This window comes from Thermobifida halotolerans (assembly GCF_003574835.2).
GTDB lineage: Bacteria > Actinomycetota > Actinomycetes > Streptosporangiales > Streptosporangiaceae > Thermobifida > Thermobifida halotolerans.
Map to the genome: position 1 here is coordinate 62763 of NZ_CP063196.1, position 18582 is coordinate 81344.

18 protein-coding genes and 1 pseudogene are annotated in these 18582 nt (G+C 70.7%); 11 read left to right on the forward strand and 8 right to left on the reverse strand.

Going from position 1 to position 18582, the window contains the following annotated elements:
* Positions 1 to 19 precede the first annotated feature (19 nt).
* Complete coding sequence (locus NI17_RS00320) at positions 20 to 382, forward strand: RidA family protein (RefSeq protein WP_068687672.1); 363 nt, start codon at positions 20 to 22, stop codon at positions 380 to 382.
* A gap of 318 nt (positions 383 to 700) precedes the next feature.
* Positions 701 to 1615 (forward strand): tyrosine recombinase XerC, encoded by a 915-nt coding sequence (locus NI17_RS00325; RefSeq protein WP_068687950.1) that lies wholly within the window; start codon positions 701 to 703, stop codon positions 1613 to 1615.
* 66 nt (positions 1616 to 1681) lie between these two features.
* Here NI17_RS00325 and NI17_RS00330 read toward each other — a convergent pair.
* A pseudogene (locus NI17_RS00330) lies at positions 1682 to 2119 on the reverse strand (peptidoglycan DD-metalloendopeptidase family protein); the annotation flags it as partial.
* Positions 2120 to 2441: 322 nt separating this feature from the next.
* Between NI17_RS00330 and rpsB the strand changes: the two are divergent.
* The 5 genes from rpsB to NI17_RS00355 all read left to right on the forward strand — a co-directional run bounded on the left by rpsB (position 2442) and on the right by NI17_RS00355 (position 6698).
* Positions 2442 to 3332, forward strand: a complete 891-nt coding sequence (rpsB, locus tag NI17_RS00335; RefSeq protein WP_068687673.1) for a 30S ribosomal protein S2 — start codon at positions 2442 to 2444, stop codon at positions 3330 to 3332.
* A 57-nt stretch (positions 3333 to 3389) separates the two neighbouring features.
* Positions 3390 to 4226 carry a translation elongation factor Ts gene (tsf, locus tag NI17_RS00340; protein ID WP_068687674.1) on the forward strand — a complete coding sequence of 279 codons (837 nt, stop codon included), beginning with the start codon at positions 3390 to 3392 and terminating at the stop codon, positions 4224 to 4226.
* Positions 4227 to 4363: 137 nt separating this feature from the next.
* Positions 4364 to 5122, forward strand: a complete 759-nt coding sequence (pyrH, locus tag NI17_RS00345) for a UMP kinase (RefSeq protein WP_068687675.1) — start codon at positions 4364 to 4366, stop codon at positions 5120 to 5122.
* 55 nt (positions 5123 to 5177) lie between these two features.
* On the forward strand, positions 5178 to 5735 hold the full coding sequence (frr, locus tag NI17_RS00350) for a ribosome recycling factor (RefSeq protein ID WP_068687676.1): 558 nt from the start codon (positions 5178 to 5180) through the stop codon (positions 5733 to 5735).
* A gap of 3 nt (positions 5736 to 5738) precedes the next feature.
* Complete coding sequence (locus tag NI17_RS00355; protein WP_068687677.1) at positions 5739 to 6698, forward strand: phosphatidate cytidylyltransferase; 960 nt, start codon at positions 5739 to 5741, stop codon at positions 6696 to 6698.
* Positions 6699 to 6766: 68 nt separating this feature from the next.
* On the opposite strand, the gene NI17_RS00360 is transcribed toward NI17_RS00355, so the two are convergent.
* Together NI17_RS00360 and NI17_RS00365 are read right to left on the reverse strand one after the other, a co-directional pair.
* The gene (locus NI17_RS00360; protein WP_068687678.1) at positions 6767 to 7141 is read right to left on the reverse strand and encodes a hypothetical protein; all 375 of its coding nucleotides are present in this window, start codon (positions 7139 to 7141) and stop codon (positions 6767 to 6769) included.
* A 57-nt stretch (positions 7142 to 7198) separates the two neighbouring features.
* Positions 7199 to 8281, reverse strand: a complete 1083-nt coding sequence (locus tag NI17_RS00365) for a suppressor of fused domain protein (protein WP_068687679.1) — start codon at positions 8279 to 8281, stop codon at positions 7199 to 7201.
* Between the two features lie 189 nt (positions 8282 to 8470).
* Here NI17_RS00365 and rlmN point away from each other — a divergent pair, with 189 nt between their 5' ends.
* Both rlmN and NI17_RS00375 read left to right on the forward strand, forming a co-directional pair.
* Positions 8471 to 9568, forward strand: coding sequence for a dual-specificity RNA methyltransferase RlmN (gene rlmN / locus NI17_RS00370; RefSeq protein ID WP_068687680.1), 1098 nt, complete (start codon positions 8471 to 8473; stop codon positions 9566 to 9568).
* A 24-nt stretch (positions 9569 to 9592) separates the two neighbouring features.
* On the forward strand, positions 9593 to 10060 hold the full coding sequence (locus tag NI17_RS00375) for a YqaA family protein (protein ID WP_068687681.1): 468 nt from the start codon (positions 9593 to 9595) through the stop codon (positions 10058 to 10060).
* A gap of 162 nt (positions 10061 to 10222) precedes the next feature.
* Here the strand turns inward: NI17_RS00375 and NI17_RS00380 are convergent, their stop codons facing one another.
* On the reverse strand, positions 10223 to 10717 hold the full coding sequence (locus NI17_RS00380; RefSeq protein WP_068687682.1) for an Lrp/AsnC family transcriptional regulator: 495 nt from the start codon (positions 10715 to 10717) through the stop codon (positions 10223 to 10225).
* Positions 10718 to 10833: 116 nt separating this feature from the next.
* Positions 10834 to 12444 carry a PucR family transcriptional regulator gene (locus NI17_RS00385; RefSeq protein ID WP_068687683.1) on the reverse strand — a complete coding sequence of 537 codons (1611 nt, stop codon included), beginning with the start codon at positions 12442 to 12444 and terminating at the stop codon, positions 10834 to 10836.
* A gap of 118 nt (positions 12445 to 12562) precedes the next feature.
* On the opposite strand from NI17_RS00385, the gene NI17_RS00390 reads away from it, so the two are divergent.
* Positions 12563 to 13852, forward strand: a complete 1290-nt coding sequence (locus NI17_RS00390; RefSeq protein ID WP_068687684.1) for an aspartate aminotransferase family protein — start codon at positions 12563 to 12565, stop codon at positions 13850 to 13852.
* Between the two features lie 81 nt (positions 13853 to 13933).
* Positions 13934 to 15436: a CoA-acylating methylmalonate-semialdehyde dehydrogenase gene (locus NI17_RS00395; protein ID WP_068687685.1), complete on the forward strand. Its 1503-nt coding sequence runs from the start codon at positions 13934 to 13936 to the stop codon at positions 15434 to 15436.
* A gap of 264 nt (positions 15437 to 15700) precedes the next feature.
* Here the strand turns inward: NI17_RS00395 and NI17_RS00400 are convergent, their stop codons facing one another.
* The 3 genes from NI17_RS00400 to gabT form a co-directional block, all read right to left on the reverse strand.
* On the reverse strand, positions 15701 to 15961 hold the full coding sequence (locus tag NI17_RS00400; protein WP_369974942.1) for a hypothetical protein: 261 nt from the start codon (positions 15959 to 15961) through the stop codon (positions 15701 to 15703).
* Between the two features lie 209 nt (positions 15962 to 16170).
* On the reverse strand, positions 16171 to 16977 hold the full coding sequence (locus NI17_RS00405; RefSeq protein ID WP_068687686.1) for a carbon-nitrogen hydrolase family protein: 807 nt from the start codon (positions 16975 to 16977) through the stop codon (positions 16171 to 16173).
* A gap of 116 nt (positions 16978 to 17093) precedes the next feature.
* Positions 17094 to 18440: a 4-aminobutyrate--2-oxoglutarate transaminase gene (gene gabT / locus NI17_RS00410; protein WP_068687687.1), complete on the reverse strand. Its 1347-nt coding sequence runs from the start codon at positions 18438 to 18440 to the stop codon at positions 17094 to 17096.
* Positions 18441 to 18582 lie beyond the last annotated feature (142 nt).

The window sequence follows — 18582 nt, forward strand, 5'->3', positions numbered from 1 at the left end:
TCCCGGTTATGGGGGCGGCATGAGCAAGCACCACAGTTCCGCCCGCGTCGCGGAGGGGCCGCTGATCTTCGTCTCCGGGCAGGTGCCCGAGGCCGCCGACGGCAGCGTGGCCGAGGGGGACGCGACCGAGCAGGCCCGGCAGGTCCTCCGCAACATCGAGGCAGCCCTGGCCCCCTACGGGGCCGACCTGCGCCACGTCGTCAAACTCACCCACTACCTGCGCCACATCGCCGACCTTCCCGCCCTGCGTGCGGTACTGGCCGAGAGACTGGTCCACGATCCCCGCCCCGCCGCGACCCTCGTCGAGGTGAGCAGTCTGCTGGACCCCCGCTACCTGCTGGAGATCGACGCGGTGGCCGTCCGCCCGGCGCCGTCCCCCTGACACCGGAGGTAGGCCGCGCGGAGGCGGGCGGCGAAGACACGTCCGGTCCTCCGCGCGTGGGCCGTCGACAGAGAAGCCCTCCTTGACCTCAGGGGGTCGTGTGGTCTCGGGCCTGGGAGGAGGTTCGGGTGGTCTGGGGCCACACGACCTCCCCGGGCCGGGACTACCTGCAATCCTTTCCGGGGTTGGGGCCACACGCCCCCCTGGCCGAGGTCACCTGCGCCCCCGGGGTGGAATCGCGCGCTGCCTCCGGAGGGAACACCGTCAAACGGCGCGTAGTGGTTCCCTTCCGGACCGGATACCGGAAAGCTGGTGTCCATGGTCGACTCCGATCCGGTCCGGGACACCTCCGACGGCGTTCTGTCCGACTTCGAGCGGTACCTGCGCACCGAACTCGGCCGCTCCCCGCACACCGTGCGCGCCTACCTGGCGGACGTGCGGACGCTCCTGGACCATCTGGAGGCCACGGGGGAACACGGACCCGCCGCCCTCGACCTGTCGGCGCTGCGCGGCTGGCTCGGCGCGCTCCACGAGGCCGGAGCCGGCCGCGCCACCCTGGCGCGGCGGATCGCGGCCGCCCGGGTGTTCACCTCCTACCTGCACCGCACCGGACGGCTGGACTCCGATCCCGGAGTGCTGCTCGCCGGCCCGCGGCAGCACCGCGCACTGCCCACGGTGCTGGACGAGACACAGGCCGCCGAGGTGTGCGCCGCGGCGGGGGACGACGCGGAGTCGCCGCTCGCGCTGCGCCGCCGAGCCGTGGTGGAGGTCCTCTACGGCACCGGCGTCCGTGTGGCCGAACTGTGCGGACTGGACCTGGACGACGTGGACCGGGAACGGGGCACGGTGCGGGTGCTCGGCAAGGGCGGCAAGGAGCGGGTCGTCCCCGTCGGCCGGCCCGCCCTCGAAGCGGTGGACCGGTGGTTGGACGGAGGACGGCCCCACTGGGCCACGCCCGCCAGCGGCCACGCGCTGTTCCTCGGGGCGCGGGGAGGCCGCCTGGGAGTGCGCACCGCCCGCCGCGACGTCTACGAGAGCACCGGGGCGGTGAGGCGGACCGGCCCGCACGGGCTGCGGCACAGCGCCGCCACCCACCTGCTCAACGGGGGCGCCGACCTGCGCAGCGTCCAGGAGTTCCTCGGACACGCCTCGCTGTCCAGCACCCAGATCTACACGCACGTCTCCGTCGAGCGGCTGACCCGCGTCTACAACCAGGCGCACCCCCGGGCCTGAGCGGGCACCGGGCACCGGGAGCAGGCGTACGGTCCCCCCGCCCAGCAGCGCGAGGGGGTCGAGGTGGTCGCGGCCGAGCAGCAGCCCCCAGTGCAGGCAGGAACGCGCCCCGCAGTGCCCGGGCCGGTCGGCGAGAGTGCCGACGGCCTGTCCCGCACGGACCGGATCACCCCGCCGGACCAGGGGAGACACCGGCAGGTAGGTGGTGCGGGTCGCGCCGTGCACGACGGTCACCACGGGGATGCCGCCCACGGGCCCGGCGAACCCGACCAGGCCGGGACCGGACGCCAGCACGGTGTCGCCCGGGGCCGCGGCGAGGTCCACCCCGCGGTGCCCGGACAGCCAGCGCTCGGCGGGCGGGTCGAATTCCCGCAGTACGGCGGGCGTGCCTTCCAGCGGCCACGTCCACGGACCGGTGTCGGAGCGGGCGCGGGGAGCCGGTGCGGCGGCGACCACGGCGGCCAGCAGAGGCAGCAGGACGAGGACACGGAGCGGAATCGTCATGCCTCCAGCGTGACCGGAGCGGCCGGGATGCCGCAGCCCCGATTCGCCGCCTGTGGACAGGTGCCGCACCGCCGTCGCCGGGCGGGTCCGACCGTGTCGGGCCGCGCGGAAGTCGAAACGCGGTCCGCCCGCCGGGCGGCTAGAATCATTGGGTGGTTCGTCTGCGGACCACCTATCACGCACGTCCTCGCGCCTCCCAGAGGGGAGGGACCGGACTCACGGTCCGCGCCACGCCCGCACGGGCGGCGCGGCGGCCCGGTCGGGGCGTCAGGAACAACCGGAGGCGGGCGGTGCGCCCGCCGCAACAAGGAGGGCCGAAGTCATGGCCACAGTCGTGACGATTCGCCAGCTGCTCGAGAGCGGCGTCCACTTCGGACACCAGACCCGTCGCTGGAACCCGAAGATGAAGCGCTTCATCTTCACCGAGCGCAACGGCATCTACATCATCGACCTGCAGAAGTCGCTGTCCTACATCGACCGCGCCTACGAGTTCGTCAAGGAGACGGTCGCTCACGGCGGCACCGTCCTGTTCGTCGGAACCAAGAAGCAGGCGCAGGAGGCCATCGACGAGCAGGCCCGCCGCGTCGGCATGCCGTTCGTCAACCAGCGCTGGCTGGGCGGCATGCTCACCAACTTCTCCACCGTGCACAAGCGGCTGCAGCGCCTCAAGGAGCTGGAGGAGGTCGACTTCGACGACGTCGCCTCCTCCGGGCTCACCAAGAAGGAGCTGCTCGGGCTGCGCCGCGAGAAGGAGAAGCTGGAGCGCACCCTCGGCGGTATCCGCGACATGTCCCGCGTGCCGAGCGCGGTGTGGATCGTGGACACCAAGAAGGAGCACATCGCGATCAGCGAGGCCCGCAAGCTCAACATCCCCGTCGTGGCGATCCTCGACACCAACTGCGACCCCGACGAGGTCGACTACCCGATTCCGGGCAACGACGACGCGATCCGCAGCGTCAGCCTGCTGACCCGGGTGGTCGCCGACGCCGTCGCCGAGGGCCTGATGATCCGCTCCGGTGGGACTCCGGGCGAGGAGAAGGCCGCGGAGGAGCCGCTGGCCGAGTGGGAGCGCGAACTCCTGGAGGGCAAGAACGAGGCTCCGGCCCAGGAAGCGGCTCCGGCCGCCGAGACTCCTGCCGCCGAGGCCCCGGCCGCCGAGGCTCCGGCCGCCGAGACTCCGGCCACCGGGGTCGAGGACGCCCAGGAAGCCTAGGCCCCTCCCGCAATCCTTCCCTTCCGATCCACTCCTAGCGGATAGAGATACGAAGCTATGGCGAACTACACCGCCGCCGACGTGAAGCGGCTGCGCGAGCTCACCGGCGCCGGCATGATGGCGTGCAAGAAGGCCCTCGAAGAGGCCGGCGGCGACTTCGACAAGGCCATCGAGGCCCTGCGGATCAAGGGCGCCAAGGACGTCGGCAAGCGCGCCGAGCGCACCGCCGCCAACGGGCTGGTCGCCCTGGCCGCGGACGGCGACACCTCCGCCGTCCTGCTGGAGCTCAACTGCGAGACCGACTTCGTCGCCAAGGGCGAGAAGTTCCAGCAGTTGGCCGCCGACCTCGCCGAGTTCGTGGCCCGCACCGACCCGAGCGACGTTCCGTCCCTGCTCGCCTCCGAGTACGCCGACGGCAAGACCGTCGCCCAGGTCATCGAGGAGAACAGCGCGGTCATCGGCGAGAAGCTGGAACTCCGGCGCTTCGCCAGGCTCGAGGGCGCCTACGTCGCCAGCTACATGCACAAGTCCGACCCCGACCTGCCGCCCACCCTGGGTGTCCTGGTCGAGCTCGACAAGCCCAACGCCGAGGTCGCCAAGGACCTGGCGCAGCAGATCGCCGCCCTGGCTCCGAAGTACGTCAGCCGCGACGACGTGCCCGCCGAGGTCGTCGAGAACGAGCGCCGCATCGCCGAGGCCACCGCCCGCGAGGAGGGCAAGCCCGAGAAGGCGCTGCCCAAGATCGTCGAGGGCCGCGTCAACGGGTTCTTCAAAGATGCGACACTGCTCGGTCAGCCGTTCGTCAAGGAGAACAAGAAGACGGTCCAGAAGGTCGTCGACGAAGCCGGTGTCGCCGTGCGCCGCTTCGTGCGCTTCAAGGTCGGCCAGGCCTAGAGCTTCTGCGATGATGGAGGTGTCGGGACGTATTCCCCCGGCACCTCCGTCAGATCTGGACGGTGTGTGAGCCTCCTGGAAACCCAGCGGGTTCGCGCAGGACAACCACCGGGGGAACCAGAAGGGGGCCGATCTCCATGCCGGACAACGAGGGACAACACGTCGTGGCCAGGCGTGACGGCGGATGGAAGCGCGTGGTGCTCAAGCTGTCGGGGGAGGCGTTCGCGGGCGACGACCAGCTCGGCATCTCACCCGAGGTCGTCGGCTACATCGCCCAGGCGATCGCCGAGGCGGTCTCCAAGGGCATCCAGGTGGCCGTCGTCATCGGCGGCGGCAACATGTTCCGCGGCGCCGAACTGTCCCAGGGCGGCATGGAACGCAGCCGCGCCGACTACATGGGCATGCTCGGCACCGTCATCAACTGCCTCGCGCTGCAGGACTTCCTGGAACGGCTGGGGATCGAGACCCGGGTGCAGACCGCCATCCACATGAGCCAGGTCGCCGAGGCCTACATCCCGCGCCGCGCGATCCGACACCTGGAGAAGGGCCGCGTCGTCATCTTCGGCGCGGGGCTGGGGGCGCCCTTCTTCTCCACCGACACCGCGGCGGCACAGCGCGCGCTGGAGATCGGCGCGCAGGCCGTGCTCAAGGGAACCCAGGTCGACGGGGTCTACGACTCCGATCCGCGCAAGAACCCCGCGGCGGTCAGGTTCGACCGTCTCGACTACAACGAAGTGCTCACCCGCGGCCTGAAGGTCATGGACGCCACAGCGGTGAGTCTGTGCATGGACAACGGTCTGCCGATCGTGGTCTTCGACCTGATGGGCCAGGGCAACATCCTCCGTGCGGTGCAGGGGGAGAAGATCGGCACGGTCGTGTGTCCCGCGGACGTCTGACAGGTCTGCCCAGTCCTCGAACAACTCCGGCAAAGCGACACACGGGAGTCCCGAAATGATCGAAGAGACCCTCCTCGAAGCAGAGGAGAAGATGGAGAAGGCCGTCCTCGTCGCCAAGGAAGACTTCGCCTCGATCCGTACCGGGCGTCCCAGCCCAGCCACCTTCAGCCGGATCTCCGTCGAGTACTACGGCACGATGACCCCGGTCAACCAGCTCGCGTCGTTCCAGGTGCCCGAGCCGCGCATGGTGGTCATCTCGCCGTTCGACAAGTCGGCGATGTCGGCCGTCGAGAAGGCGATCCGCGAGAGCGACCTGGGGGTCAACCCCGCCAACGACGGCAACGTCATCCGCGTGGTGTTCCCCGAACTGTCGGAGGAGCGCCGCCGGGAGTACGTCAAGGTCGTGCGGGGCAAGGCCGAGGACGGCAGGACGTCCATCCGCAACGTGCGCAGGCACGCCAAGGACGCGATCGACAAGGCGGTCAAGGCCGGCGAGATCGGCGAGGACGAGGGGCACCGCGCCCAGAAGGAGTTGGAGTCGCTCACCCACAAGTACGTGACTGAGATCGACGAGCTGCTGAAGCACAAGGAATCAGAGCTGCTCGAGGTCTGATCCTTGTCCAACTCCGATTCCTTCGAGGGTGCGACGCCGGAACGGGGTGGTGACGACGCGTTCTCGTCCGGTGGGACCGGACCGGGAGCGAACGACTCCTCTGACGCCCACGAGAAGCGCTTCACCCTGCACAAACCCGACGGCCGACCCGTGCGCGCCGGACGCAACCTGCCGCTGGCCATCGGCAGCGGGCTGGCGCTGGGCGCTCTCGTCTACGCCGCGATCGTGCCGTACCCGCCCGCGTTCACCCTGATCACCTCGATCGCGGTGGTTCTGGGCGTGCGCGAACTGCGCAGGGCCTTCGCCTCCCGCGGTGTCCACCTGGCGCTGATCCCGATCGTCGCGGGCGGTGTGGCCATGCAGGCGGCGGCCTTCTTCGGCGGTCCGCTCTGGCTGGTCGGAACGCTCGCGGTGGCGTCGATCCTGGGTCTGGTGTGGCGACTGCGCGGCGGCGCCGAGGGATACGTCCAGGACTCGACGGCCACCCTGTTCACCCTGGTGTACCTGCCGCTGCTGCTGAGTACCTGGCTGCTGCTGCTGGCGGAGCCCGACGGCCGCTGGCGGCTCATCGCCTTCATCGTCGTGACGATCAGCAGCGACATCGGCGGCTACTTCGCGGGCATCCTGTTCGGCCGCCACAAGATGGCCCCGGTGATCAGCCCCAACAAGACGTGGGAGGGCTTTGCCGGATCGGTGCTGGGCTGCATGCTCGCGGGGGCGCTCACCGTCCACCTGATGCTGGACGGTCCCATATGGGCCGGACTGGTGCTCGGCGCGGCCGTCGTCCTGGCGGCGACCGTGGGAGACCTGATCGAGTCGCTGATCAAACGCGACTTCGGCCTCAAGGACATGGGCAGTTTCATGCCGGGACACGGCGGGCTGCTGGACCGGGTCGACTCGCTGCTCATCGCCGGACCGGTGGCGTGGGCCGTGCTGAGCCTGCTCGTTCCGGTCGCGGGATGACACCCGACCGCAGGGGGCCGCGACACCTTCGTGTCGCGGCCCCCTCCCCGTTCGGGGCGGCGTCCCGGTCACTGCGCCGCAGGACCCTCCGAGCCGGTCGAGGACTCCTCCAGCAGCCGCTGCCCGCAGATGCGGCAGCGCAGGGCGTGCTTGGGGTTGGGCGCCCGGCACGCCGAGCAGGAGACGGTTCCCAGGCCCTCGTCGATGGCGCGTGCGACGGAGCCCAGCCGTTCGTCGGTGGCTGCCACGTGGGCCGCGCACAGGCCCTCGCAGAACGGCACCACCTGGTCGGGTGAGAGCGTCAACCGGCGGCCCTCCCGCGTGGTGACCCGGTAGACGTCGCGCCCCTGGTCCTCGTGGAAGGTCAGCAGCCCCTCCTGCTGGGCCAGCCGGAGCAGGGTACTCAGGTGGGCGTAGGTGCCGCGCTCGAGCAAGGGAAACACCCGATCTTCCTTCCGTCCGCATGGTGGTGGGGAGAACGACCAGGTTAGACCGTGGTATCAGCCCAGGACCCAGCTGCGCCCCTCCGCGGCGAGTTTGGCGATGAGGGTCTCGGCGTCGTGCTCCTTGGCGAACAGGTGCTCGGGGCGGGTGATGGGCACCACCCACAGCCAGTTCACCGGGTCGCCGTGGAAGGTCAGTCCCGACAGGTCGGGCGGGGGAGCCCAGCTCGGATCGGCCAGCACGCCGGGGTCGGACACCAGCAGCACGGCCGTGTGGTTGCCGCGCAGCGGCGAGTCCTCGCCGCTGTCCAGCCACTTGACGCTGTGTCCGGGTCCGAACCAGGTGACCGCGCGCCACGGGAAGGTGCCCAGCCAGCGGAAGATCCGGGCCGCCAGGTGCGCGGGGGCGGTGGTGGCCAACGCCAGTTCGATCCGCGCGTAGGCGGAGGTGTCGGCCATGTACCGGTCCAGGGTGGGCATCCGCTGGCCGCACATCCCCACGGTGCTCAGGACGGTGTAGGGCCGCTCGGGGGTGGGTGGACGCTCGGAGACGCGGATCAGCGGGTCGTGGCCGTCGGAGACGTCCCAGTAGTGTCCGGCCGGTCCCACCGTCCTGAGGTGGTTGAACACCGAGCGCTGCACGCTGCGCCAGGCGCCCTGGGCGGCGCGCCAGGACCAGTACGCCTCGGCGTGCACCACCCTGGGCCACAGCTGTGCCGCCACGTCGTCCAGGGCCCAGGCGTAGGCGCTGCGCCCGATCGCGTCACGGGAGTAGCCCGGCAGACCTCGGTCGGCCTCGGCCCATCCGGGGATGATCGCCAGCAGCCCCTCCTCGTCGAGCAGCGCCACCCCGTCGCCTTCCTCGAACCACACCACCCGCAGCCGGTCGGCCTCCAGGGGGGAGCGGCCCTGCGGGTGCTTGGTGTAGGCCGCGGGCATCAGCGGCGCCTGCCCGGCGTAGAGCCCCGACGGGTCGCTGGTCTCGGGCGCGATCTCGTGGTTGGCCAACCAGACCGGGACACGCACCTGCCCGCGCGGGTCCAGCAGGTAGGCGGCGGTGGTGTGGGTGTCGTACTCGACGATGACACGGCGGCTGCGGTACGGACTCGTCTCGTCGAGGAGAATCCGGGGGGTGGCCACACATTCCTCCTCGTTACTCGATCACCGCACGATGGCCTGCCCGCGCCGCATAGTATGGACGGCAGTGCCGGTTCGGGGGCGCCGCCACCGGGCGAAAGCGCCGTGGTCGGCTCCAATTATCGCGCACCGCCCGTTCCCCCACCGCCTCAACCGACGACAGACACCTTTTTGCGATCTGGATCTGAATCCATGCCTGCTGAGCTCACCTTCGTAGCGCCGCGCCGGGCCAGACCGCCCCGGCACCTCGCCGACCTCGGCCCCGAGGAGTGCCGGGCCGTGGTCACCGAGCTCGGTGAGAAGCCGTTCCGCGCCAGGCAGTTGGCCCAGCACTACTTCGGCCGTCTGGAGTCCGACACCGCGCGGATGACCGACCTCCCGGCCTCCGCGCGCGAGCGGCTGGGCGAGGCGCTGCTGCCCCGACTGCTCACCCCGGTCAAGCACGTCACCTGCGACAACGGCATGACCCGCAAGACGCTGTGGCGGGCCTTCGACGGGGTGCTGTTCGAGTCGGTCCTGATGCGCTACCCCGACCGGGTCACCCTGTGCGTGTCCTCCCAGGCCGGGTGCGGCATGAACTGCCCGTTCTGCGCCACCGGCCAGGCCGGACTCACCCGCAACCTGTCCACCGGCGAGATCGTCGACCAGGTCGTCTCGGTCGCCCGCGACCTGGCGCGCGGCGAGGTCGCCGGCGGTCCGGGGCGGATCAGCAACATCGTCTTCATGGGCATGGGCGAGCCCCTGGCCAACTACCGGCGGGTGCTGGAGGCGGTGCGCCGCATCACCGATCCGGTCCCCAGCGGTCTGGGCATCTCCCAGCGGGGCGTCACCGTCTCCACGGTGGGGCTGGTTCCGGCGATCGAGAAGCTCATCGCCGAACGGCTCCAGGTGCGGCTCGCGGTCTCCCTGCACGCCCCCGACGACGAGCTGCGCGACGAGCTGGTCCCGGTCAACAACCGGTGGAAGATCGCCGAGGTCCTGGACGCGGCCTGGCGCTACGCCGACACCACGGGACGCCGCGTCTCCGTCGAGTACGCCCTGATCCGCGACATCAACGACCAGGCCTGGCGCGCCGACCTGCTCGGCAGGCTGCTGGCGGGGCGGCTGGCGCACGTCAACCTGATTCCGCTGAACCCCACACCGGGGTCCAAGTGGACGGCGTCGCGGCCCGAGGACGAGCGGGAGTTCGTCCGCAGACTCCAGGCGCGCGGCGTCTCGGTGACGGTCCGCGACACCCGGGGGCAGGAGATCGACGGCGCCTGCGGCCAGCTCGCCGCCACCGGGGCCTGACCGGTCCGGGGCGGGAGGCTTCACGTGGCCGAGAGCTGTCTGGCTTTTCTGATCGCGCTGGTCTCCGCGCTGCTGCCGTTCATCAACATCGAGGTGTACCTGCTCGGTATGGCCACGCTGGTGGGCGAGGGGTGGCTGCTGGCGGCCGCGGTGGCGGCGGGAGCGGGGCAGACGCTGGGCAAGGTGGCCTACTACTTCATGGGGCGGGGAGTGCTCACCGTTCCGTGGCTGCGCCGCAGGGCCGAGACTCCCGGCAGGTGGAGTGCGCGCGCCGCGCGCTGGCGGGAGCGGGCGCAGGGACGTCCGGTGTGGACGGCCGGGCTGCTGGCGGTCAGCTCCCTGGTCAGTGTGCCGCCGTTCATGGTGGTGTCGGTGCTCGCCGGGACCGTGCGGATGCCGTTGCCGGTCTTCCTGGCGGTCACCATGGCGACCCGCACCGCCCGTTTCGCCCTGCTGGTCTACGCCCCGGGCGCGGCGCTGGCCCTGCTCTGAACACGTGCGGGGGCGGTCCCGGCCGAGGGAGGTCCGGAACCGACGCGAGGTGTCGGAGAACCTCGGCTCACGGAGGGCAGTTCCGGGTGGCCCCTGGGACCGGGGCCGCCCGGAGCCTCCTCGGGGCGGCCGCACCGGGTCTCCTCCGTGTCGTCCAAAGAGCTAGCGCGTTCCCCAGGCGTAGGTCTGTTTGCGCAGCTTCAGGTAGAGGAAGGACTCGGTGCCGGTGACCGTGGGGACCGCGCGGATGCGGCTGAGGATCTTCAGCAACTGGTCGTCGTCCTCGGCCACGACCTCCACCAGCAGATCCAGGGAGCCCGCGGTGATCACCACGTACTCGATGCCCTCCAGGTCGGCGATCTCGTCGGCCACGGCGTTGAGGTCGCCGCTGCAGCGGACGCCGATCATCGCCTGGCGTTCGAACCCCAGCATCATCGGGTCGGTGACACCCACGACCTGGACCACGCCGCCCTCGAGAAGGCGCTGGACACGTTGGCGCACCGCGGCCTCGGACAGGCCGACGGCCTTGCCGATCGCCGCGTAGGAGCGCCTTCCGTCCTCCTGGAGCTGTTCGATGATCCGTTTGGCGGTGTCGTCGAGAACCACGCTGCCGCCGTTGCGGCGCGGCGTAGACGTCGACTCCCTTCCCTCGGCCACCTGGTCCTCCGCTATCGGTTGTGCCTGTCGAGCAGATTTCATGAATTGGTTGTCCAGAGTACTCCTGGCAACGAAATCAAAAGTGCTCTTGTGTTTCGCGGCGGTTGCAGACGACCTTATCGGGACAAACGGTCCCGTACGGCGTCCAACGCCAGCAGCGCGACGTGCAAAGACAGGCAGGTTTCCACCGATTCCAGGTCCGCATCGAGAATGTGTGAGATGCGTCGCAGTCGTTCGTAGAGGGCGGGACGCGACAGGTGGGCCCGCGACGCGGCCAGGGCCTTGTTGCGTCCGGCGTCCAGGTAGTGCCGCAGGATCGCGGTCAGGTCCTCGCCGTGCCGGGCGTCGTGGGCCAGCAGCGGTCCCAGTTCGCGCTCCACGTAGGTCTGCAGCCGCTCGTCGTCGCGGAGCAGATGCAGCAGGCCACGCAGCCGCAGGTCGGGAAGCCGGTGGTAGGGGCGGGAGTCGGAGCGCCGCGCGGCGACGTCGCTCACCTGCCGGGCCTCCAGGAAGGAACGCCGCACCTGGCGGATGCCGTCGACGGGCGAGCCCACCGCGATCACCGTCTCCGTGCCGACGCGCTCGTGGACCAGCGGGGCGAGCCGGTCCAGGCAGCGCTCCACGTCCTCCTCGGGCGGCGCCGCCAGCAGGACGCCCACCCGGATGTCGTCCAGTGAACCCACGAGGGCGGGCAGTCGCAGCTCACGGCAGATCCGGGCCGCGCCCTCGGCCACGTCGGAGAGGCGGGCCTGCGTCGCCAACCCGGTTCCCGCGTCGCGCAGCCGCAGCACCACGGCGACCAGGGTGCGGCCGGTCAGCGGAACGCCGACGGCGCGCGCACGGACCAGCGCCTCCTCCGGATCGGAGTAGGCGCGGTCGATGATGCCCGCGATGATCGTGCGGTGCGTCTGCCGTTCCAGGCTCTCCCGGTGCCGCTCCAGCAGTCTTCCCAGGGCCAGCGTCGTCGCCGCGCGTTCGACCAGCACGGTCTGGACGGGGGCGGGGGAGGCGCCGCAGACGAGGATGAGCCGCCCCCAGTCCTGGCCGCGTGCGCCCACCATGGTGACCAGCCAGCCCGTCACCGGGTCGTGGACGGTCCGCCTGGTGTTGCGCACCGACCGGGACCGGCTCTCCCACGAGGTCAGCAGGATCCCGGGGTCCTCCCCGTTGAGGTCGCAGGCCAGCACCTGGTGGGTGAGGTTCTCCAGGACCACGGGGCAGCCCGACAGCCGGGCCGCCTCACGGAGCACCCGGTCGGGCGGAGCGCCCTCCACCGACAGGTCGGTGAAGACGGTGTGCAGCCGTTCGGACGTGCGCAGCTCCGCCAGTTGCTCGCTGACCACGCGGCTGTGCACGGCCTCGGTGATCTCCACGAACCGGGTCTCGCGCTCCAGGCAGACGACGGGGACGCTGGTCTCGCGGGCCGCCTCCAGCAGCGCCTCGGGCAGGCCGTGGCGGTACTTGCGGCCCAGTTCCACGGCGATCCCGCTGATGCCGACCCCGGCGAGGTCGGTGACGTAGCGGCGCAGCGCCCCGTCGTCGTCGGGCATCGCGATCCCGGTGGTCAGCACGAGTTCGCCACCGCGCAGCAGGTGGGCCAGGTCGGTGACCTCGGCGACGTGCACCCACCGCACGGGCACGTCGAGCCGGTCAGCCCCCACCACGACCCGGGGACGGGCGCGCCGCACCACGGGCAGGTCGAGTACTTCGGCGAGTGAGGGCAGCACAGGCCGAGTGTACAAACCGGAGACGACCGCCCCGGTTTACACCATGTAAGCCACCGGTCGCGAAAATCGTCACCCTGTCGCTGGTCAAGGCGGGTGGGCAGCGGTGAGACTGGAGAGCATGTCGGAACTGCTCGCGCGCCACCGCGCGGTCATGCCCTCGTGGCTGGCCCTGTACTACGAAACGCCCATCGAGATCGTCAGCGGCAAGGGGAACCGGGTCGTCGACGCCGACGGCAACACCTACCTCGACTTCTTCGCCGGGATCGTCACCAACATGATCGGCTACGACGTGGCGGAGGTCAGGGACGCCGTCGAGGCGCAGCTCGCCCGGGGCGTCGTGCACACCTCCACCCTGTACCTGCTGCGCGGACAGGTGGAGCTGGCCGAGAAGATCGCCCGCCTCTCCGGCATCCCCGACGCCAAGGTGTTCTTCACCAACTCCGGCACCGAGGCCAACGAGACCGCGCTGCTGCTGGCCACCCACGCGCGCGGCAGCGACCAGGTGCTGGCCATGCGCAACAGCTACCACGGACGCTCGTACGGCACCATCGCGGTCACCGGCAACCGGGGCTGGAAGAACTCGTCGCTGTCCCCGCTGAACGTGCACTACCTGCACGGCACCGACCGCGCCCACCCCGCCTTCGCGCACCTGTCCGACGCCGAGTACGTCGACGTCTGCGTGGCCGACCTGCGGGAGGTGCTCAGTACCACGGCGCCGGACGTGGCCTGCCTGATCGCCGAGCCCATCCAGGGGGTCGGCGGGTTCGCGATGCCCCCCGACGGCCTGTACGCGGCCTACAAGGAGGTCCTGGACGAGCAGGGCATCCTGTTCGTCTCCGACGAGGTGCAGACCGGCTGGGGACGCACCGGCACCAGCTTCTGGGGGATCGGCAACCACGGTGTCACCCCGGACATGATGACCTTCGCCAAGGGACTGGGCAACGGCTTCGCCGTCGGGGGGCTGGTGGCCCGCGGCGACCTGATGGACGCCCTGCCCGCCAACGGGGTCTCCACCTTCGGCGGCAACCCGGTCGCCACCGCCGCGGCCAACGCCGTCCTCGACTACGTCCTCGACCACGACCTGCAGGCCAACGCCGCGCGCCTGGGCCCGGTGGTGCTGGAGCGGCTCGCGCCGCTGACCGGGCTGTCCACGGTGGGCGCGGTGCGCGGCAGGGGGCTGATGTTCGCCGTCGACATGGTCGACCCGGCCTCCGGGGCGCCCAGCCCGACACTGGCCGCCGCGGTGCTGGAGAAGACCCGCGAACTCGGGCTGCTCGTCGGCAAGGGCGGCCTGCACGGCCACACCCTGCGCATGGCGCCGCCGCTCACCCTCACCGCGGAAGAGGCGGAGGAGGGGGCGGGCATCCTCGTCGAGGCCGTCACCTCGGTCGACAGCACGGCCGCCTGAGCCGTCCGGGACGCGGCGCCTCCCGCACGGGCCGCGTCCCCCTCTCCGGATTCCACACCCTCCTCACGAAGAAGGTTCCTGTTGTCCAGCAACCACGTGTCCCACTGGATCGGCGGCAAACCCTGGTCCGGACCGGCCGAACGCCGCGGCGACATCCACAACCCGGCCACCGGGCGCGTCTCGGGAACGGTCGACCTCGCCGGAGCGGCCGAGGTGGAGGCGGCGGTGGCCGCCGCCAAGGCGGCCTTCCCGGGCTGGCGGGACACCTCGCTGTCCCGGCGCACCGAGATCCTGTTCGCCTTCCGAGAACTCGTCCGCTCCCACCGCGACGAACTGGCCCGCACCATCAGTGCCGAGCACGGCAAGGTCGTCTCCGACGCGCTGGGCGAGGTGTCCCGCGGACTGGAGGTCGTGGAGTTCGCCTGCGGCATCCCGCACCTGCTCAAGGGCGGCTACTCGGAGAACGTCTCCACCCGGGTGGACGCCTACTCCATCCTCCAGCCGCTGGGCGTGGTCACCGGGATCACCCCGTTCAACTTCCCCGCGATGGTGCCGATGTGGATGTTTCCCGTCGCCATCGCCTGCGGCAACACCTTCGTGCTCAAGCCGAGCGAGAAGGACCCCTCGGCGTCGGTGCGCCTGGCCGAACTGTGGGCCGAGGCGGGCCTGCCCGACGGCGTGTTCAACGTGGTGCACGGCGCGAAGGAGGCGGTCGACGCGCTGCTGACGCACGAGGACGTCAGGGCCGTCAGCTTCGTCGGGTCCACACCGATCGCGCGCCACGTCTACTCCACGGCCGCGGCCCACGGCAAGCGGGTGCAGGCGCTGGGCGGCGCCAAGAACCACATGGTGGTGCTGCCGGACGCCGACCCGGACCTGGCCGCCGACGCGGCGGTCTCGGCGGGCTTCGGCTCGGCGGGGGAGCGGTGCATGGCGATCTCGGCGGTCGTGGCCGTCGGCGGGATCGCCGACGACCTGCTGGCCGGGATCAGGGAGCGGGTGGGACGGCTGCGTGTGGGCCCCGGCGACGACGCGCGCAGCGAGATGGGCCCGCTGGTGACCCGGGAGCACCGCGACCGGGTCGCCTCCTACCTGGAGTCGGGTGTGCGCGAGGGCGCGACCCTGGCGGTCGACGGTCGAGTGCACCCGGTGATCGGCGGCGAGCGCGACGGCTTCTGGCTGGGGCCGTCGGTGCTGGACCACGTCACTCCCGAGATGTCGTGCTACCGCGACGAGATCTTCGGGCCGGTGCTGTCGGTTCTGCGCGTCGACTCCTACGAGGAGGCGGTCGACCTCGTCAACACCAACCCCTACGGCAACGGAACCGCGATCTTCACCAACGACGGCGGCGCGGCGCGGCGCTTCCAGAACGAGGTGGAGGTGGGCATGGTCGGTATCAACGTGCCCATCCCGGTGCCGATGGCCTACTACTCCTTCGGTGGCTGGAAGAACTCGCTGTTCGGTGACTCGCACGCGCACGGGACGGAGGGGGTGCACTTCTACACCCGCACCAAGGCGGTCACCGCGCGCTGGCTCGACCCCAGCCACGGCGGCGTCAACCTCGGATTCCCCACCAACGGGTGAGGTCCGCGCTCCGACGAAACGGAGGTCCCGCGTACGAATCGACAGGGAATCACGCCACTGGCGATCGTTCGCCTACTACTCGGAGTATCGTTGTTGCCGGTTCGCCGCTCCCGCAGCAGCCGTCTTCGGCGGGGTGTCGGCAGTGGCGGAAACCATTGAAGTGCGCCCAATTCCCTCCCCCCCTCCGGTGATCGGGCGCACTCCGAAGGGGTGCTCCGGGCAGCCTCTCCCCCCGGTCCGGAGCACTCCTTTCCACTCCGCTGCTCAGTGGGTCGCGAGCAGGTGCTGCTCGAGCGTGTTGGTGTGGTGGTCAAGGGCGAGCTGCGCGCACTCGGCGCAGCCGTAGACCGGAGCCCCGTCGGGCAGCACGCCCAGTGGATGGCGTGGTCTCGGCCACCTCGCGTGGCAGACGACGCAGGCCTCCCCCATGGCCTGCGCGTCGCTGAGTCCTTCTGGTGTGAAGACGTGGCCGTCGTCCTCGTCGGCGGGCACCCCGCGTTCGCACATGATGCTCAGACCGCTCAACGTCCCTACTCCCCCCGTGGCACAGGACAGTCGCGGATCAATCAGAAAAGGCGTCGGTGATTGGATTCAATCAGACGTGACGTGCTCGCTGAATAAAGCAGAGCCAAAACTGTGACCTTGAGCTTAGTGACACTGACTCTGCGTAGTCAAAATTGGGGCCGCCAATCGGACTTTTGGTGACAAGAGAGGATAAGGCGGCAAATTGGGTATCACGTGGGTTGTTTCGGTGAGACGGCAAAACGCCGGAGCGCCAGGGCCGGATTGACCTCGCGCACCTCCGCCACCCGTCCGGACTCGGCCTCCGCCACGGCGACGCCCTCCTGCTCGCCCAGAGACGTCACCACCACTCCCATCGGGTCCACGATCATGCTGTTTCCCGACCCGGTCGGCGCGCTCTGCCCCGCCGCCGCGACATAGAGGGTGTTCTCGACGGCCCGGGCGCGCACCAGAACGCGCCAGTGCTCCTCCTTCAACGGCCCGGGGACCCACTCCGCGCCCATCGCCACCACCTGCGCCCCGGCGTCGGCGAGTCTGCGGGTGACCTCGGGGAAACGCAGGTCGTAACAGGTCTGCAGGCCGAAGACGAGCCCGTCGACGGTAAACACCGGCGGATCGGTGACCTCCCCCGGACGCACCACCGCGGACTCGGCGAACCCGAAGGCGTCGTACAGGTGCAGCTTGCGGTAGCACGCCACCGGTTCGGCGTCGGGGCCGACGGCCACCGTCGTGTTGGAGAAGCGCTCCGGTTCGTCCAGCGCCTCGTTCACCCCCGCCACGACGTACACGCCCGACTCCCGCGCCAGCTCCCGCAGCCCCGACACGTAGGGGCCGTCCAGGGGCTCGGCGGACTCGACGAACCTCCGGTCGGTGGCCGGGGCGGTGAACATCGCGTACTCGGGCAGCACCACCACCCGCGCGCCCCGGTCGGCGGCCGAACGCACCAACTCACCGGCCCGGACCAGGTTGGCCCGCTTGTCCGTTCCCGGCGCGAACTGCGCGACGGCCACCGCGACCATGCTGCTCTCCCTCACCGTGCGGCTCTTCTCCGTTGACCGCGACCCTACGCGTTCCGCGGAAGGGCCGGGGCGGGCGAGACAGCCCCCGCACGCCTCACCGCCCCGGCCTCCGGGACCTAGAGCCGGGCGAACGCCTCCTCCAGCAGGGACATCCCCTCGTCGAGCAGGTCGTCGCCGATGACCAGCGGAGGCAGCAGGCGGATGACGTTGCCGTAGGTTCCGGCGGTGAGCAGCACCAGGCCGTTGTCGTGGCAGTGTCTGACGACCGAGGCCAGCGCCTCCGGGTTGGGTGTCCTGTCGCCCGCTCCCGCCACCAGTTCGACCGCGACCATCGCGCCGCGGCCGCGCACGTCGCCGATGACGTCGTACCGCTCGGCGAGCGCGCGCAGCCTGGGCAGCAGCGCGTCGCCGATGGCGCGGGCGCGCTCCACCAGCTTCTCGCTCTCGATCGTCTCCAACGCGGCCAGCGCCGCCGCGCACGCGGTCGGGTTGCCCCCGTAGGTACCGCCCAGGCCCCCGCCGTGGACGGCGTCCATGATCTCGGCGCGTCCGGTCACCGCAGCCAGCGGCAGTCCACCCGCGATGCCCTTGGCCGTGGTGATCAGGTCCGGCACGACCCCCTCGTGCTCGCAGGCGAAAAGGTCGCCGGTGCGCGCGAACCCGGTCTGCACCTCGTCGGCGACGAACACGATGCCGTGCTCGCGGCAGAACTCCGCGAGAGCGGGCAGGAAGCCCCGCCCCGGCTCGATGAAGCCGCCCTCTCCCTGGATCGGCTCGATGAGCACCGCGGCCACGTTCTCCGGGCCGATCTGCGTGGTGATCAGCTCGACGGCCTGGGCGGCGGCCTCGGGACCGCAGTTGTCCGGGCCGGTCGGCCAGCGGAAGGGGTAGGCCATCGGCATCCGGTAGACCTCGCCCGCGAACGGACCGAAGCCCTGCTTGTAGGGCATGTTCTTGGCGGTCAGCGCCATCGTCAGGTTGGTTCGGCCGTGGTAGGCGTGGTCGAACACCACGACCGCCTGGCGGCCGGTGGCGCTGCGCGCGATCTTGACCGCGTTCTCCACCGCCTCGGCGCCCGAGTTCAACAGGATGGAGCGCTTCTCGTGGTCGCCCGGGGTGAGCCGGTTGAGCGCCTCGCACACCTCGACGTAGCCCTCGTAGGGGTTGACCATGAAGCAGGTGTGCGTGAAGTTGGCCAACTGCTCGCTCGCGCGGGCCACCACCCGCGGATTGGCGTTGCCCACGTTGGTCACCGCGATCCCGGAGCCGAAGTCGATGAAGCGGTTGCCGTCCACGTCCTCGACGATGCCGCCGCCCGCGCGTGCCACGTAGACCGGCAGGACACTGCCCACCCCCCGGGCGACGGCCGCGACACGGCGCTCGTGCAGCGCACGTGACACGGGACCGGGGATCTCGGTGACGATCCGGCGCTGCTGCGGGAGATCCGCGTACTCAGTGGCCATGGTTCCCTGCCCTCCTCGTGGCTGTGGCGTGACCGCCCGCCCGGTGGTGTGGACGACTGGTCCGACCCTACGATGCGGAAAAGCCGCAGCTCCTCGCCGTAATGGATAGGATTTCAGGATGTTCTTGGCCTTTTTGGCGAAC

Bases quoted from the DNA above. Each gene is read 5' to 3' on its own strand.
- NI17_RS00320 (WP_068687672.1), top strand. From the start codon at position 20: ATGAGCAAGCACCACAGTTCCGCCCGCGTCGCGGAGGGGCCGCTGATC.
- NI17_RS00325 (WP_068687950.1), top strand. From the start codon at position 701: ATGGTCGACTCCGATCCGGTCCGGGACACCTCCGACGGCGTTCTGTCC.
- rpsB (WP_068687673.1), top strand. From the start codon at position 2,442: ATGGCCACAGTCGTGACGATTCGCCAGCTGCTCGAGAGCGGCGTCCAC.
- tsf (WP_068687674.1), top strand. From the start codon at position 3,390: ATGGCGAACTACACCGCCGCCGACGTGAAGCGGCTGCGCGAGCTCACC.
- pyrH (WP_068687675.1), top strand. From the start codon at position 4,364: ATGCCGGACAACGAGGGACAACACGTCGTGGCCAGGCGTGACGGCGGA.
- frr (WP_068687676.1), top strand. From the start codon at position 5,178: ATGATCGAAGAGACCCTCCTCGAAGCAGAGGAGAAGATGGAGAAGGCC.
- rlmN (WP_068687680.1), top strand. From the start codon at position 8,471: ATGCCTGCTGAGCTCACCTTCGTAGCGCCGCGCCGGGCCAGACCGCCC.
- NI17_RS00390 (WP_068687684.1), top strand. From the start codon at position 12,563: ATGTCGGAACTGCTCGCGCGCCACCGCGCGGTCATGCCCTCGTGGCTG.
- NI17_RS00405 (WP_068687686.1), bottom strand. From the start codon at position 16,977: ATGGTCGCGGTGGCCGTCGCGCAGTTCGCGCCGGGAACGGACAAGCGG.
- gabT (WP_068687687.1), bottom strand. From the start codon at position 18,440: ATGGCCACTGAGTACGCGGATCTCCCGCAGCAGCGCCGGATCGTCACC.